This is a genomic window from Nocardia carnea, assembly GCF_029868855.1.
GTDB classification, from domain to species: domain Bacteria; phylum Actinomycetota; class Actinomycetes; order Mycobacteriales; family Mycobacteriaceae; genus Nocardia; species Nocardia carnea_A.
Genome location: NZ_JARWOV010000267.1, coordinates 40,067 through 54,543 on the forward strand (window position 1 = coordinate 40,067; position 14,477 = coordinate 54,543).

A 14,477-nucleotide genomic window follows, 5' to 3' on the forward strand; every position below is an offset into this window, starting at 1 on the left:
AAATCTGTGGATCACGAGTTTCCCGTCGCTCAGTAGCCGGCCTGCGGATCGAAATCGGGCAGGGTGAGTGTCGGCTCCGCGGCTTCGGGCTGCGCGGGCGCCGGCTGCGGCGCGGGAGGCTGCGGCGCCGGCTCCTCGGCCGGCGGTTCCGCGGCGGGCGGGGGTTCGACGGCCGGCGGGGGTTCGACAGCGGGCGGCGGGGCCGGGGCCGGGCTCTGCGGGACCGGGGTGGTCGATGCGACGCTCGACGGCGCCTCCGTGCTGGTCGCAATCGTGCTGGAAGTCGTTTCGTGATCGTCGTGCGATTCGGAGTCGTCGCCACACCCGCTTACACCGAGAATTACTGCGGTGCATGCAAACACGGTCACCAGGCAACGTTTCATGAAGCTTCCCAATCCTGCTGGCATTTCGGCATCGTTGAACCCCGCCCGTTCCGGGACGCGGAGTTGTCAGGAACGACATCGCGGGGTCCGCCGAACCCGTTACACTCCGGGTTCCCTCGGGTAGACCAGAAGACTTCACGGCGCTCGGCCAGGCTGAAGCATAGCCCCCGCACCACCTGATGGAGGACCACAGCATTCGCTCCCGCCGAACGTCACACCTCGCTGCGCCGAGCCCGGCCGCCGGAATCGGCCGACGGTGCCCGACTCGGACCGGGCTCACCGTCCGGTTCGCCTTCCCGACCCGCGCGGCGCCGGAGGCGGCGCCGTGGGCACAGTTGCCGAAATCGGTCGCACTGGGGACCCTGGACGACGTGAACCCCCCGCTCGACTCGGTCCCGTTGTATCCACCCGAATCCGTCTTCCCCGACTCGGATTCGCTTGTCCTGAACCCGCGGGGAGTCGTGGACCTACGTGGACGCCGTACCGGGGAGTTGCGGTATCCGCCCACGTCCACAGTGATTTTCGCGGGCATCCCGGGCGCGGGTAAGAGCACCGCGTTGCGCAAGCTGTTCGGCTCCGAGCCCGAAGCCGAAACCGCGCCGGTGGGTCCCGGCGGTGCGCTGGTACTCGATTCGATCCAGGCCCGTAACTCGTGGCGGCACCGGCTGGCCTGGTTGCCCTACCCGCTGTGGCGGCCGGTGGTACATCTGGTGCATTTCCGTCGGATCTGGATCGCCCTGCGCGACCATACCGGTCCGGTGGTGGTCCACGATTGCGGTACCGTCGCGTTCACCCGGCGCATGCTGACCCACTGGGCCGCGCGACACGGTCGCGAGCTGCATATGGTGCTGCTCGATGTCCCCGCCGCGATCGCCCGGGACGGGCAGTACGCCCGCGGGCGACGGGTCGGCCGGGCCTCCTTCAACTGGCATGTACGACGCTGGAGACGCCTGCTGGAACGGGTGGAGAGCGGGACGGGTCCGCAGCCGCAACCGGAATCGATTGTCGTCCTGGACCGCTCCGGGATCGACCACCTGCAAGAAATCCGGTTCGCCGCCTGACCCGGCAGCAGGCATGGTGCCGGCGGCCGGCACGGAACGGAGACCGCACGCGCGGCGTGGCCGGAACGCGGACCCTCGCCTCGTCCGATCCCGCAGCGGCCGGACTCAACACAACACTGTGAGTGCACGGGGTGCGATCCGCAGCGTGACCGGGAGACGCCCGGCGGGTTCACCGTCGGCGGTGGCGGGGGCATCCGGCGCCGACAATCGCACCGATTCGACCCGGTACTGGCTCACCGCGGGATGCTCGATCCGTTTACCGGCCGACAGCGCCGGAAGAATACGCAGCATCTCGAGATGCGACACCTTCCCTACAACGGTCACATCGAGTAGCCCGTCGTCGCAGACGGCGTCGGGGCAGATCCGCATCCCACCCCCGTAGGTAGTGGTGTTACCCACCGCGACCAGCAACGCCTCGGTCTCGACCACCGGATCCGGAGGGTCTCCGCCCAGTTCGATGCGATACGGCACGCTGGTGCCGTGGGCGATCTCGGCGACCGCGGCTAAGGTGTAGCGCAGCCGGCCGCGCGGCCGGCGCATCCGGTTGGCACGCAGAGTGACCCGGGCGTCGTAACCGGTACAGGCAACCGTCGCGAACCACATCGGTTCGTGTGCGCTGGGTTCGAGCCGGCCCAGGTCGATCGTGCGCACGCTTCCCCGGCGGACCAGGTCGGCGGCGGCGAGCGGGTCGTCGCCGATACCCAGTTCGCGGGCGAGATCGTTCCCGGTGCCCACCGGCAGCAGGGCGAGCGGGACCGCCGTATGGGCGAGCGGATCGAGGATTGTGGAGACCAGTCCGTCACCGCCGACACAAACGACCGCGTCGGGCGATCCGGCGGCCAGGCACGCCCGCAACTGTTCCCGTGTTCCGGCGGCCGAAGGGGCGTGGATCTCGATGATCTCGATACCGTCGCGTGACAGCGCGTCCACGATCGCGCGCGCCGCATCGCGAGCCCGGCCCTGCCCTGCGGACGGGTTGGTCACCACGGCGACCGCTCGCATATCGCGGAGATCGGCTCCGCGGCCACCGGCCTCGGTCATGGCAGCAGTGTGCCAGGGTTGAGGATCCCGGCCGGGTCGATTTCGCGTTTCACCGCACGCAACACCCGCACCCCCAGCTCGCCGATCTCGTCCGGTAGCCACCGGCGATGGTCGGCGCCGACGGCGTGATGGTGGGTGATGGTGGCACCGGCGGCGGCGATGGCGTCTCCGGCGGCCTGTTTCGCGGCCTGCCACTGCGTGATCGGATCGTCGAGAAGTTTCGCGACGACGGTGAAGTACAACGACGCGCCGGTCGGGTAGGTATGCGAGATATGGCACATGACCAGCGCGGGCGTGCCCTGGGCGGACAGCGCCTCGGTGAGCGCGGTGGTGACCCGGGTCTTGAGTTCACCGAGGCGGTTCCACGTGGTCGCGGTTTCCAGGGTTTCGCACAGCACCCCGGCGTCCAGCAGCGCGTCGCGCAGGTAGGGTGCCGAGAACCGGCCGTGTTCCCAGGCTCGCGCGGGATCGGGACCCAGTTCGGTACCGCCGGCCGCGCGCAGGAGTTCGGCCGCCTCGGCGCTGCGCGCGGCGACATGGGCAGCGCTGCCCTCGAAGGTCGTCACCGCCAGGCATCCGGAAGCCGGCGCACCGCCGATATCCTTGGAGCGGGCCAGATTCAACCCGGTTTCCGCCTCGTCCGACAGCCGCAAAACGGTCGGGGCGGCGCCCGCCTGCACCACCGCGCGCAACGCGGTGGCACCGGTGGCGAAATCCGGAAACGACCAGGCCATATGGTCCGTGGTCGCGGGGACGGGATGCACCCGCACGGTGACCTCGGTGATCACCCCGAGCGCCCCTTCGGAACCCACGAAGAGCTCACGCAGATCCGGTCCGGCGGCCGAGGCCGGTGCCCGGCCGAGTTCCACCGTCCCGGTGGGTGTGGCCACCCGCAGCCGCTGGACCATATCGTCGAATCGGCCGTATCCCGCGGATGCCTGCCCCGACGATCGGGTCGCGGCGAAACCGCCGATACTGGCGAATTCGAAGCTCTGCGGGAAATGTCCGAGCGAGAGCCCGTGCGCGGCGAGCAACTCTTCGGCGCGCGGCCCGGTGACCCCGGCGCCGAAGGTGGCGGTACCGGAGATCGGGTCGCAGTCCAGCAAGGCGTCGAGGCGGCGCAGGTCCAGGGCGATCACCGTCTCGAAACGGCCGCGCACCGGGTCCAGCCCGCCGACCACACTGGTTCCGCCGCCGAACGGAACGACGGCGATCTCCTGTCCGGAACAGTAGGTGAGAACGTCGGCCACCTGCGAGTGATCGGCCGGATAGACCACGGCATCGGGGGCGTCCTGGGGGCCGGTGGCGCGCCGCCGCAGCAGGTCGAGAGTGCTCTTACCGCCGGCATGCCGCAACCTGGCGACGTGCCCGGTGGATATCTGCTCCTCCCCCACGAGCCGCGCGAGTCCGGCCCGCCGGTCCGCGGACAGGACCGGCGGCCGCAGCGGCACATCGCCCTCATCACGACGTGTCGCCGGTTCCCCGGAGATACCGAACACCTGGCCGAGCAGACCGCGGATCTGCTCCGGCAACGGTGTGTGCCCGGCGGGAACTCCCCAGGCGTCCCACACCATATCGGGTCGTGCTGCTGTCGCGGACGGTTCTTCGGGGGTGTCGCCCTGGCCGGTGGTCATGCGTTACAGTTTGACATGTTCTGTCAAGCAGTAACGAACCGAGACGAGGTCACCGCCCGTGCCCACTGCCGCAGTCCCCGAGGATGCCGGTTCCGTGGACCGGCTCATCCTGGATGCCGCACGTGACTGCGTCGCGGAATTCGGGGTCCGGCGGACCACGCTCGCGGAGGTCGCCCGCCGCGCGCGGGTGAGCCGCCCTACGGTCTACAGGCGCTGGTCCGACAGCCGCGCTCTCATCGGCGAACTGCTGGTGCGGGAACTCCGCGCGATCATCACGGCGGCCGTGCCGGAATCGGGCGACGCACGTACCCGCCTGGTCGCGAGCATCGTGGGCGGCGCGGCGCAGGTGCGATCGAACCCGCTGTTCGGCAAGATCTTCCGCACCGACACCGATCTCATGCTCACCTATGTCTTCGGCCGGCTGGGCCGCAACCAACGCGAACTGCTCGACCTGTTCGGCACCGGTATCCGCGAAGGGCAGGCCGACGGATCGGTACGCCACGGTGACCCGGCGCAGCTGGCCGCGATGCTGCTGTTGATCGCGCAGTCGGCGGTTCAATCGGCGGCCACGGTCGCCGAACTGCTCGACGGACCGGCAATGGACACCGAACTCCGGCACGCCCTGGACGCGTACCTCGCGCCCGAAGCCCCCTCGCCCAGGAAGGAGTAGCGCACGGCCCGATCGGGACGCACTTTGCGGACCACGGCCCGCACGAGCGGGCGGCCGTGCCACGAAACCATGGTCACCAACCCTTCCGGCACCGTCGGCGCCGCGCTCGACGCCGGCCGGCGCACTCGCGAAATCACCGCCCTCGGCGACGACCCGACCATCGACCTACTCGTCATCGGTGGCGGAGTGACGGGCGCAGGTGTAGCACTCGACGCCGCCGCCCGCGGCTTGCGCACACTTCTGGTGGAGAAACACGATCTGGCACACGGCACCAGCCGCTGGAGTTCCAAACTGGTCCACGGCGGCCTGCGCTACCTGGCGAGCGGGCGGGTCGGGATCGCTTACGAGAGCGCCGTGGAACGCGGGATCCTGCTGCGCCGCAACGCACCCCACCTGGTACGGCCGCTACCCCAGCTGGTACCGCTGCTGCCCGATATCGGCCTGCCCTCCCGTGCCCTGATCCGCACCGGTTTCCTGGCCGGCGACCTGTTGCGCGCCGGCGCGCGCACACCGGGTTCGCTGCTACCGCGGTCGCGCCGGGTGACCCGCGCCGAAGTACTGCGCCTGGCCCCGACCGTGCGCCGGGACGGTCTACGCGGCGGACTCCAGGCCTGGGACGGGCAACTGGTCGACGATGCCCGCCTGGTGGTGGCACTGGCCCGGACCGCGGCCGCCCATGGCGCGACCGTCCTCACTCGCGTTGCCGCCGAATCCGTCACCGGCGACGGGGCCACCCTTCGCGACCTCCGCACCGGGGAAACGCTGACCGTGCGCGCCGGCGCGGTGGTGAACGCCACCGGGGTCTGGGCCGACGAGGTCGATCCCAGTATCGAACTGCGGCCCAGCCGCGGCACCCATCTGGTGTTCGATGCCGCGGCCTTCGGCGGCCTCACGGCCGCGCTCACCATCCCGGTCCCGGGTTCGGTCGGCCGCTTCGTGTTCGCCCTGCCCGCACCGCACGGCCGCGTCTATCTCGGTTTGACCGATGAGGACGCACCGGGCCCGGTTCCGGACGAACCCCGCCCCACCCCCGCCGAAGTCGATTTCCTGCTCGACACGGTGAACACGGTGGTGCGCATACCGCTCACCCACAGCGATATCCGCGGTTCCTACGCCGGGCTGCGTCCACTGCTGCGCGCCGGGGGCGACAGCACCGCCGATATCTCGCGCGAACACGCGGTCCTCGTTTCCCCATCCGGTGTGATCACAGTGGTCGGCGGCAAACTCACCACCTACCGGAAAATGGCGCAGGACGCCCTCGACACCGCGATAGCGCACGCCCGCCTGACCGCGGGACCGTGCCGGACAACCGATCTACCGCTGGCCGGCGCAGTCGCCGGAGCAGCCCGCGATCACCTGCTCGCCCCGCAATTGCTGATCGAACGCTACGGCGCCGAAGCACCCGCCGTGGCAGCACTCGCCGCGTCCGACCCCGAACTCGCGGTACCCGTGGCACCGGGAGCCGATGTGCTGGCGGCGGAGTTCGCCTGGTCGATCACCCAGGAAGGCGCCCTGGACGCCGGCGATCTCCTGGATCGCCGCACCCGGATCGGCCTGGTACCGGACGACCGCGCCGCGGCGCGCGCCACCGCCGAGGCGATGGTGGCCGCCTATTCGAAGTGAGCCGCAGCGTAATCCCACTCCGGCACGGACGCGGTCATACAGGCGCGCGGCCAGCGGTCCAGCCCGTGCGCGATCTCCGCGGCCCGCACCGCCCGCAGACCGGGCGTCTCGTCGGCGGCATCGAGGTAGCGGAATCCCAGCCGCGCGTAATAGGGCCCGTTCCACGCGACCTCGGTGAACGTGGTCAGCGTTATCGCCGGCAGCCCGCGCTCCGCGGCCCAGCGGACCGCCCGGTCGATGAGCCGCCGCCCGATCCGCTGTCCCCGGTATCCGGGGAGCACCGACACCTGGTCGATATGAGCGTTCCCGTCCACGACGCTCACGATCAGATACCCCACCGGCACCCCGCCGTGCACCCACACCCACGCCCGGCCGTCGAGCACGAACGCACCGAGGACCTCCGCGGACAGCGGTTCGTCCCCGGCCACCGCGTCCATCCCCACCGCGGCGAACGGTTCCCCCGCCCGCACCTCGATCTCCTGCAGCCGGGGTATATCCGTGGCGATTGCCTCGCGGATCATGAGCACTCCTCGTTCGGTGGCGGCCGACCCACGAACGGTACCCGCGGACGACGTCAGCGGTTTTCCGGAACCCGGCCGGATTCAGCACTGCCCACGGGGCACTTTCGGCGCAAGCCGGTTCCTCCAGGTACTGCTTCGACTCGGTCCCGACGCCGAGCACCGACGCATCGGAGCGATGCCGAACGATCGAGGCACTAGGCGAACGATGCAGCCGGCGAAGGTCGGATTGTGTGCATCGCACCGGGCTCGCCCTGCGAAGTGAAATGAGCCGGTGTCCCTCGGCACGGGTCGGCCGACGCATTTTCTGGAGGGGACACGACTTCGGTGCCGAGACCAGCGAGGCCCTCGAAGTGTTGAGGCCGCGTCGTGCTTCGGTCCTCGATGCGAGGCGGCGCAATCACGAGTGTCGAGGGCTGAAGCACGACGCCTGGGAGGCCTCGCCTCCGCGGCGACGCAGGCGCCGCAAGAAAACACAGCTCGCATCTATGCTGGTGCGGTGGTCTGAGGAAGGAGCCGGGAGTGCGTGTCGATACGTCCACCATCGGTATCGCGCCGGGTGAGGGCCTGGTCGCGCGCTTCGGTGATGTCGTGATCTACCTCGTGGGTGCCAATGCTTCCACCGAGCGGATACTCGGCGCCGTCGAGGCGGTGGCGGATGCGGAGCATCCCGGTGCGGCGATCGCTCAGCGGCTCGCGGCGGTGGTCTTCGGAACCGGTTCGGAACCGCCCCCGTTCGGGTTGGTCGCCCCCACCGCCGACGGCACCCTGGTCCTGCTGCGGGGCCCGGTATCGGCGTTGATCTCCGGCGCGGAAGGGTCCCGGCGGCTGGTCGGTGCGCGTGCTTTCACCTGGGTCGACGAGATCGTGCGCGATCCGGTCCGCACCCTGTCGGTGGGGCCGGGCGCGGACGCCCAGGTGACCCCGTACCCCCGGACCGACCTACGCGCGGGTGTGGTACCCGGCGGTGGCTTCGTGATCCACGCCGCGGTACGCCGGAGCAAGAAGCCCGGCCGGCCCGCTGCGGCGGTCGCGGCGAAACGGGTCGCCGGCGGGGAACCGCCGGCCACGGCGCCGGCCGGGCTGGTCGCCGCCGATCCGGAACCGGTGGCCGATTCCGGGCCACGTACGGGTCTCGCGGCCGCCCGCCCGGCGGAACCGTTACCCGGCACCCGGGCCTGGTCCGCGGCACCCGCGCGGCCCGCGGCGGATCCCATCCGGCTGCGGAAGGAACCGGCGACACCACGAGCGCACGCCGAGCGCAACGGCGCGGACAACCGCAACGGTGCGGACAACGGGGAGAAGACCGCAGCCGTACTGGTCGCCGAGGACGGTACGAGTTACCCGCTGGACCGCGCGTACGTGATCGGCCGCGGCCCCTCGGTGGACGAATCGGTGCGCCGCAAAACCGCCGCCCCGCTGGTACTGCAGCGCGACCGCCATATCTCCCGGGTGCACGCCTACCTCTCGGTGGACGCCGGCAAGGTGTACCTGCGCGACGCCGGCACCGCGGCAGGCACCTTCGTCTCGACTCCCGGCGAACCGCGCTGGACCCGCATCGGGCAATCCCCGACCGAACTACCGCCCGGCGGCCGGATCCGCATCAGCGAACAGGTCCTCACCTACCAGGCGGAATCCACGCACGGAGGTTGAGCGGTGTGCCCGGACCACGCGTCCGCAACGCACAGCGCACAATGGCGGTATGCACCGCAACGGCCCGACCGAGGACATCGACGAATCCGCGCTCACCGTCACACCACCGAAGGCGCAGGCGGCGGGGGTCCGGGCGGTCGGGGTCGCGCTGAAGCGGGCGGTTGCCGATATGGGGGTGGTCCGCACCGCACGCACGCTGGCGCGGGTGAACCAGGTGAACGGATTCGACTGTCCGGGGTGCGCGTGGCCGGAACCCAGCGGGCACCGCCGTCCCGCCGAGTTCTGCGAGAACGGAGCGAAAGCGGTCGCCGAGGAGGCGACCCTGAACACCGTGGGCCCGGAGTTCTTCGCCGAACATTCGATCGCCGATCTCGCCGGGAAGTCCGGGTACTGGCTGGGCCGTCAGGGGCGGCTGACCCACCCCATGGTGCTGCGGCCGGGCGATACCCACTACCGCCCGATCGCGTGGGACGACGCCTACCGCCTCGTCGCCGACCGGTTACGGGCCCTGGATTCCCCGGACGAGGCCGTGTTCTACACCTCCGGCCGCACCGCGAACGAAACCGCATTCCTCTACCAGCTGATGGTCCGCAGTTTCGGTACCAGCAACCTGCCCGACTGCAGCAATATGTGCCACGAATCGTCGGGCACCGCACTCACCGGTTCCATCGGAATCGGCAAGGGCTCGGTGACCATCGACGATTTCGCCGCTGCCGATCTCATCCTGATCGCCGGCCAGAACCCGGGCACCAACCATCCGCGTATGTTGAGCGCGCTCGCCGACGCGAAGAAAGCCGGCGCCGAGATCGTCGCGATCAATCCGCTGCCCGAAACCGGTCTGATCGGTTTCCGCGATCCGCAGACCGTGCGCGGGCTCACCACCGGCGTCGATATCGCCGACGATTTCCTGCAGATCCGCCTCGGCGGCGATATGGCCCTGTTCCAGGGTCTGGCGAAACTGCTGTTCGAGGCCGAGGACCGGGCACCCGGCACCGTACTGGACCGCGCCTTCATCGAAGCCCATACCGCCGGATTCGCCGACTACGAACGCCATATCCGAGCGGTCGACCTGGATACGGTCTACGAGGCGAGCGGACTCACCCCTGATGAACTCGCCCGCACGGCCGACCGGCTGGCCCGGTCCCGCAATACGATCGTCTGCTGGGCGATGGGGCTCACCCAGCACAAGAACGCGGTCGCCACCATCGAGGAAGCCACCAATCTGCTGCTGGCACGGGGGATGATCGGCAAGCCGGGGGCGGGTGTCTGCCCGGTGCGCGGCCATTCCAATGTGCAGGGCGACCGCACCATGGGTATCTGGGAACGGATGCCCGAGCCGTTCCTCGCCGCGCTGGACCACGAGTTCGGGATCAGCAGTCCCCGCACCCACGGTTACGACACCGTCGACGCCATCCGCGCATTGCGCGACGGGCGCGCCCGGGTGTTCTTCGGGATGGGCGGCAATTTCGTCGCCGCCACCCCGGATACCACCGTCACCGAGGCAGCTCTGCGCAACTGCGCACTCACGGTGCAGGTGTCGACCAAACTCAACCGCAGTCATATCGTCCACGGCGCCACCGCGCTGATCCTGCCGACCCTGGGCCGCACCGATCTGGATATCCAGAACGGCCGGCGCCAGCAGGTGTCGGTGGAGGATTCGATGTCGATGGTGCATCTGTCCACCGGCCGGCTCGACCCGGTGAGCGACGAACTGCGCAGCGAGGTCGCGATCGTCTGTGAACTCGCCAGGGAGCTGCTGGGTCCGGAACACCCCGTGCCCTGGGAGCGTTTCCGCGGCGACTACGACCGGATCCGCGATGCCATCGCCCGCGTGGTACCCGGGTGCGCCGATTACAACAGCCGGGTCCGGCAGCGCAACGGTTTCGTCCTCCCCCACCCGCCACGCGATACCCGTGAATTCCGCACCGCCACCGGAAAAGCCAATTTCGCGGTGAACGAGCTGAGCTGGGTGCCGGTGCCGCCCGGCCGCCTCGTCCTGCAGACCCTGCGCAGTCACGACCAGTACAACACCACGATCTACGGCCTCGACGATCGCTACCGCGGCGTCCACCACGGCCGCCGCGTGGTGCTGGTGAACGCCGGCGATATCGCCGAATTGGGGTTCCGCGACGGTGACCTCGTCGACCTGGTGGCGGAATGGACCGACGGTGTCGAACGCCGGGTGACCGGTTTCCGGCTGGTCGAGTACTCCACGCCCCGCGGGAACGCCGCCGCCTACTACCCCGAAACGAACCCGCTGGTCCCGCTCGACCATGTCGCGGAACGGTCGAATACACCCGTATCGAAGGCCGTTGTCATTCGGCTCGAACCTCATATCCACCAGCGCAGCCCCGAATGAGCAGAGTCACCGCGCGACGCCGGATGCGACGTATCACCCCGGCCGGCGAGATCACCCGTCCCGATACCCTGGCCGTCGAAGAACCCCTGGAGATCCGGGTGCGCGGGGAATCGCTCACCGTCACCATGCGCACGCCGGGCAACGATATCGACCTGGTGCACGGTTTCCTGTTCGCCGAATCGCTGATCACCGAGGCCGCCGATATCCGCACTGCCCGCTATTGCGCCGGCACCGACGACGAGGGTCGCAACACCTACAACGTCCTCGATATCGACCCCGCCGGCACCATTGCCCCGCCGAACCGCCCGTTCCTGACCACCGGTGCCTGCGGTCTGTGCGGGAAAACGGCCCTCGACGAGATCCGGCAGCGCAGCCGACACCCGCTCCCACCCCCGCAGCCATTGGTCGAGGCGGCGGTCCTGGCCCGTCTACCGGAGGCCCTGCGCCGGCAGCAGACGGTTTTCGACGCTACCGGGGGCTTGCACGGTGCGGGTCTGTTCACCGCCGACGGTGACGCCGTGGCCGTCCGGGAGGATATCGGCCGGCACAACGCGGTCGACAAGGTCATCGGCTGGGCACTGCGGGAGGGCCGGATTCCGGCATCGGATCTCGTACTGGTCGTGAGTGGCCGGGCCTCCTTCGAGCTCGCACAGAAGGCCGTCCTCGCCGGTATCCCGGTCCTCGCGGCCGTATCGGCCCCGAGTTCGCTGGCCGTGGACCTCGCCGCCGAATCCGGGCTCACCCTGGCAGGTTTCGTCCGCGGCGACACGATGAACATCTACACCGGCGCGGAACGGGTCGCGGGGTCCCTCCCCGGCACCTGACCCGAGCAGCCGCCCGGACCCGCGGTCTGCGCACGGCGGATCAACGCGGTTCCCGCACCGGGTAGCCCGAGAGATCCAGATCGTCCTTCGCGTCCCCGGCGAACTTGTCCATCAGACCGAACCAGCGCGACCCCAGGAACCAATCGCGCAGCCGCAGACCGTACGCGGTTTTCGGTGCCAGGAAGGGGCCTGGGCTGCTGCCCAGCCCCACCTTCGCGTATCGGCGCATGATCCGGTCGTAACGGGCGAAGGCCACGGTATGGTCGCCTTCCGCGGCAGCCAGTTCCCCGGCGAGCACATAGGCACCCACTACCGCCAGACCGGTACCGAACCCGGCCAGGGTGTTCCCATAGGCGCTGTCGCCGACCAGCGCCACCCGCCCCGCCACATAACTCGGCATCCGCACCCGGGCCAGTGCGTCGAGGTAGAAATCGCCGAGTTCCGGTAGTTCGGCGAGCATTTCGGGTACCTGCCATCCCATCCCGGTGAATCTCTCGATCAGCATGCGACGCTTGTCCGCTTCGTCCGCGAAGGTCATTTCGGGTGCCGCGAACAGGTACATCTGCTGCGCCTTCGGACCGCCCCGAACCGCGAGCCGGCCCGCGTCGCTGTGGGCATACGATTCGCGCCGCCGGGGCCCGTCGGACCCATCACGGGTGGGTGGTTCCCCGGCGATGGCGTAGTAGTAGCCGCGATGTTGGACGAACTGCTCTTCCGGGCCGAAAACCAGGCGGCGAACCCGGGAGTGGATACCGTCGGCACCGAAAACCAGATCGAAGCGCCCTGCCGGACCGTTCTCGAATTCGACCTCGACTCCGCCCTCGGTTTCACGCAATGCACTGATCGAATCGCCGAACCGGTAGGTGCAGTGCCGGGCACCGGCCTCGTACAGAATCTCGGCCAGGTCGCCCCGCAGGATCTCGACGTCGCCGCCGGTGAAATCGCCGGATATCCGCACTCGTTCGCGCCCCTGGGCGTCGACGATGACCATATCGGTGGCGCCGGTACTCCGGCGACAGATCTCGTCGTAGACGCCCGTCCGCTCCAGCACCGTGCGGTGCACAACCCCCTTGAAGTCGACAGCCTGGCCGCCGGGCCGCAGCGCGGCGGCACGTTCGACGACCGTGACGTCGAATCCGTAGCGAGCGAGCCAATAGGCGAGAGTTGGGCCGGCGATGCTCGCGCCGGAGACGAGGACGCTGCGGTTCTTCATGATGAACTCCATCCAGAATATGCGTCCACCGGATACTGTTTCCGTCGGACGCAGTGCAGCGTATGGTAGACACAATTCCACGTCAACCGAATTTCGAAAGGCATCCGATGGCGACCCCGACCGTCCTGGAAATACTCTGGGGTACCGATCGGCGGCCGACCCGGGGACCAAAACCCACCCTGACCCGCGCCGCGATCGTGGCGGCCGCGATCGAATTGGCCGATGCCGAAGGTTTGACCGCGGTATCCATGCAGCGGCTCGCCGATCGGCTGGGCTACACCAAGATGTCGCTGTATCGGCATGTGCCGGGCAAAGCCGAACTCACCGCGCTGATGACAGAAGCGGCCCTGGCCGACCTACCGGAACCGGACACCTCGGGCACGCCACCGTGGCGAGCCGGACTGCGGTCCTGGGCCCTGCTGAGTTTCGAACGATACCGGCGCCATCCGTGGATGATGGAACTTCTGGCCGGCACCCGGCCCGTGGGCCCCAACGAGCTCGGCTGGACCGAGGCAGCCCTCGACGCGATGGCGGGTATCGCACTGACCGGCCCGGAACAGCTGGATACGCTCGTCGTGCTGAACGGGCACGTCCGCGCCCTGGCGCAACAGTTGATGGGCCCTGGATCCGGTGAGCAAGAATTCACCGCGACGATGGCCGAGGCCTTGGAATTGGCGGGCGACCGCTTTCCGCGGCTGATCGCTGCCATATCGGATCACCCCGGCACGCCGCAGCCGGGCGAGCAGCCACCCAGGCGCGATAACGCCCTCGAATTCGGCATCGAGCGGATTCTGGACGGAGTGGCAGCCCTGTTGGCTCAGCGCACCGCCCCATGAACCCTTTTCGCGCCGGTACCCGGGCTCGTGGACAACGCCCGCAGGTCACATACCCGGTAGCCGAATCCCCCGGTCCGCCGCCACACGGGCCAATTTCTCCGCCTCGTCGATGGCGACGGCGACGTACGTACGCCAGCCCTCGTCGTCGCGGCGCAGCAGATATTCGTAATCACTGTCGGTGAGCAACGCATCGTCGCCGTCGTAGAAATGCCAGCGCACCCGGACGCGCACCAGCACGGAAGTCAGCTCGGCGATCTCCAGCAGAGTGTGATCGACCCGGGCGAGCCCGAGCATCTGGTACATGGGATGTGCCTGCGCCAGACCCCGCGCCATCTCCTCCCGGGAATGCAGCGCCCCCACGAATTCGTCACCGACCACAGTGCCCGGCGTCCCCCACAATGCGGCCGTACGCTCGGCGTCGAAGGCGCTCAGCGTCGACTGGTACTCGTCGAGGAATGATTCGATTTCGTCGCGTGTCGACATAGGTCAGCAGCCGGCCCCCCGGGGCCAGCCCGGGGTTTAGGGCGCCCACCGGCGCGGCCGGACTGAACGGTGCACTGATGCTGGCGCGCTCCCGGCGCACAGTGGCGGTGATCGACGCGGGCACACCCCGCAATGCCCCCGCCGAAGGAGTGCACGGGCTGCTGGCCCGCGACGGAATG

At 69.3% G+C, this 14,477-nt stretch carries 13 protein-coding genes and 1 pseudogene; 8 read left to right on the forward strand and 6 right to left on the reverse strand.

The genetic code is table 11. The features are described from left to right. Positions 1-29 precede the first annotated feature (29 nt). Complete coding sequence (locus tag QH195_RS27830) at positions 30-368, reverse strand: hypothetical protein (RefSeq protein ID WP_280437576.1); 339 nt, start codon at positions 366-368, stop codon at positions 30-32. Positions 369-754: 386 nt separating this feature from the next. Between QH195_RS27830 and QH195_RS27835 the strand changes: the two genes are divergently transcribed. Beyond that, entirely contained in the window at positions 755-1,444 is a 690-nt protein-coding gene (locus QH195_RS27835) for an AAA family ATPase (protein WP_280437577.1), read from the forward strand. Positions 1,445-1,549: 105 nt separating this feature from the next. Here the strand turns inward: QH195_RS27835 and QH195_RS27840 are convergent, their stop codons facing one another. Both QH195_RS27840 and QH195_RS27845 read right to left on the reverse strand, forming a co-directional pair. Beyond that, positions 1,550-2,485 carry a diacylglycerol/lipid kinase family protein gene (locus QH195_RS27840; protein WP_280437578.1) on the reverse strand — a complete coding sequence of 312 codons (936 nt, stop codon included), beginning with the start codon at positions 2,483-2,485 and terminating at the stop codon, positions 1,550-1,552. Continuing rightward, positions 2,482-4,059 carry an FAD-binding oxidoreductase gene (locus QH195_RS27845; RefSeq protein ID WP_280437586.1) on the reverse strand — a complete coding sequence of 526 codons (1,578 nt, stop codon included), beginning with the start codon at positions 4,057-4,059 and terminating at the stop codon, positions 2,482-2,484. The genes QH195_RS27840 and QH195_RS27845 overlap by 4 nt, the downstream gene beginning before the upstream one ends. Before the next feature lie 118 nt (positions 4,060-4,177). On the opposite strand from QH195_RS27845, the gene QH195_RS27850 reads away from it, so the two are divergent. Together QH195_RS27850 and QH195_RS27855 are read left to right on the forward strand one after the other, a co-directional pair. Continuing rightward, complete coding sequence (locus QH195_RS27850) at positions 4,178-4,789, forward strand: TetR/AcrR family transcriptional regulator (RefSeq protein WP_280437579.1); 612 nt, start codon at positions 4,178-4,180, stop codon at positions 4,787-4,789. 69 nt (positions 4,790-4,858) lie between these two features. Then, positions 4,859-6,412: a glycerol-3-phosphate dehydrogenase/oxidase gene (locus QH195_RS27855; protein ID WP_280437580.1), complete on the forward strand. Its 1,554-nt coding sequence runs from the start codon at positions 4,859-4,861 to the stop codon at positions 6,410-6,412. On the opposite strand, the gene QH195_RS27860 is transcribed toward QH195_RS27855, so the two are convergent. Next, the gene (locus QH195_RS27860) at positions 6,400-6,933 is read right to left on the reverse strand and encodes a GNAT family N-acetyltransferase (protein ID WP_280437581.1); all 534 of its coding nucleotides are present in this window, start codon (positions 6,931-6,933) and stop codon (positions 6,400-6,402) included. The genes QH195_RS27855 and QH195_RS27860 overlap by 13 nt on opposite strands. A gap of 519 nt (positions 6,934-7,452) precedes the next feature. On the opposite strand from QH195_RS27860, the gene QH195_RS27865 reads away from it, so the two are divergent. The 3 genes from QH195_RS27865 to fdhD are packed head-to-tail and all read left to right on the forward strand — an operon-like array spanning position 7,453 to position 11,766. Then, positions 7,453-8,583: an FHA domain-containing protein gene (locus QH195_RS27865; RefSeq protein WP_280423063.1), complete on the forward strand. Its 1,131-nt coding sequence runs from the start codon at positions 7,453-7,455 to the stop codon at positions 8,581-8,583. A 49-nt stretch (positions 8,584-8,632) separates the two neighbouring features. Continuing rightward, the gene (locus QH195_RS27870) at positions 8,633-10,942 is read left to right on the forward strand and encodes an FdhF/YdeP family oxidoreductase (protein ID WP_280437582.1); all 2,310 of its coding nucleotides are present in this window, start codon (positions 8,633-8,635) and stop codon (positions 10,940-10,942) included. Beyond that, positions 10,939-11,766 (forward strand): formate dehydrogenase accessory sulfurtransferase FdhD, encoded by an 828-nt coding sequence (fdhD, locus tag QH195_RS27875; RefSeq protein ID WP_280437583.1) that lies wholly within the window; start codon positions 10,939-10,941, stop codon positions 11,764-11,766. Before QH195_RS27870 ends, fdhD begins: the two co-directional genes overlap by 4 nt. A 40-nt stretch (positions 11,767-11,806) precedes the next feature. Here the strand turns inward: fdhD and QH195_RS27880 are convergent, their stop codons facing one another. Further along, positions 11,807-12,979 (reverse strand): FAD-dependent monooxygenase, encoded by a 1,173-nt coding sequence (locus QH195_RS27880; RefSeq protein ID WP_280437584.1) that lies wholly within the window; start codon positions 12,977-12,979, stop codon positions 11,807-11,809. 107 nt (positions 12,980-13,086) lie between these two features. Between QH195_RS27880 and QH195_RS27885 the strand changes: the two genes are divergently transcribed. Next, entirely contained in the window at positions 13,087-13,815 is a 729-nt protein-coding gene (locus QH195_RS27885; RefSeq protein ID WP_280423067.1) for a TetR/AcrR family transcriptional regulator, read from the forward strand. Between the two features lie 45 nt (positions 13,816-13,860). Here the strand turns inward: QH195_RS27885 and QH195_RS27890 are convergent, their stop codons facing one another. Then, the gene (locus tag QH195_RS27890; RefSeq protein ID WP_280423068.1) at positions 13,861-14,298 is read right to left on the reverse strand and encodes a nuclear transport factor 2 family protein; all 438 of its coding nucleotides are present in this window, start codon (positions 14,296-14,298) and stop codon (positions 13,861-13,863) included. Between the two features lie 62 nt (positions 14,299-14,360). Here QH195_RS27890 and QH195_RS27895 point away from each other — a divergent pair. Continuing rightward, positions 14,361-14,477 (forward strand): annotated as a pseudogene (locus QH195_RS27895) (thioredoxin reductase); the annotation flags it as partial.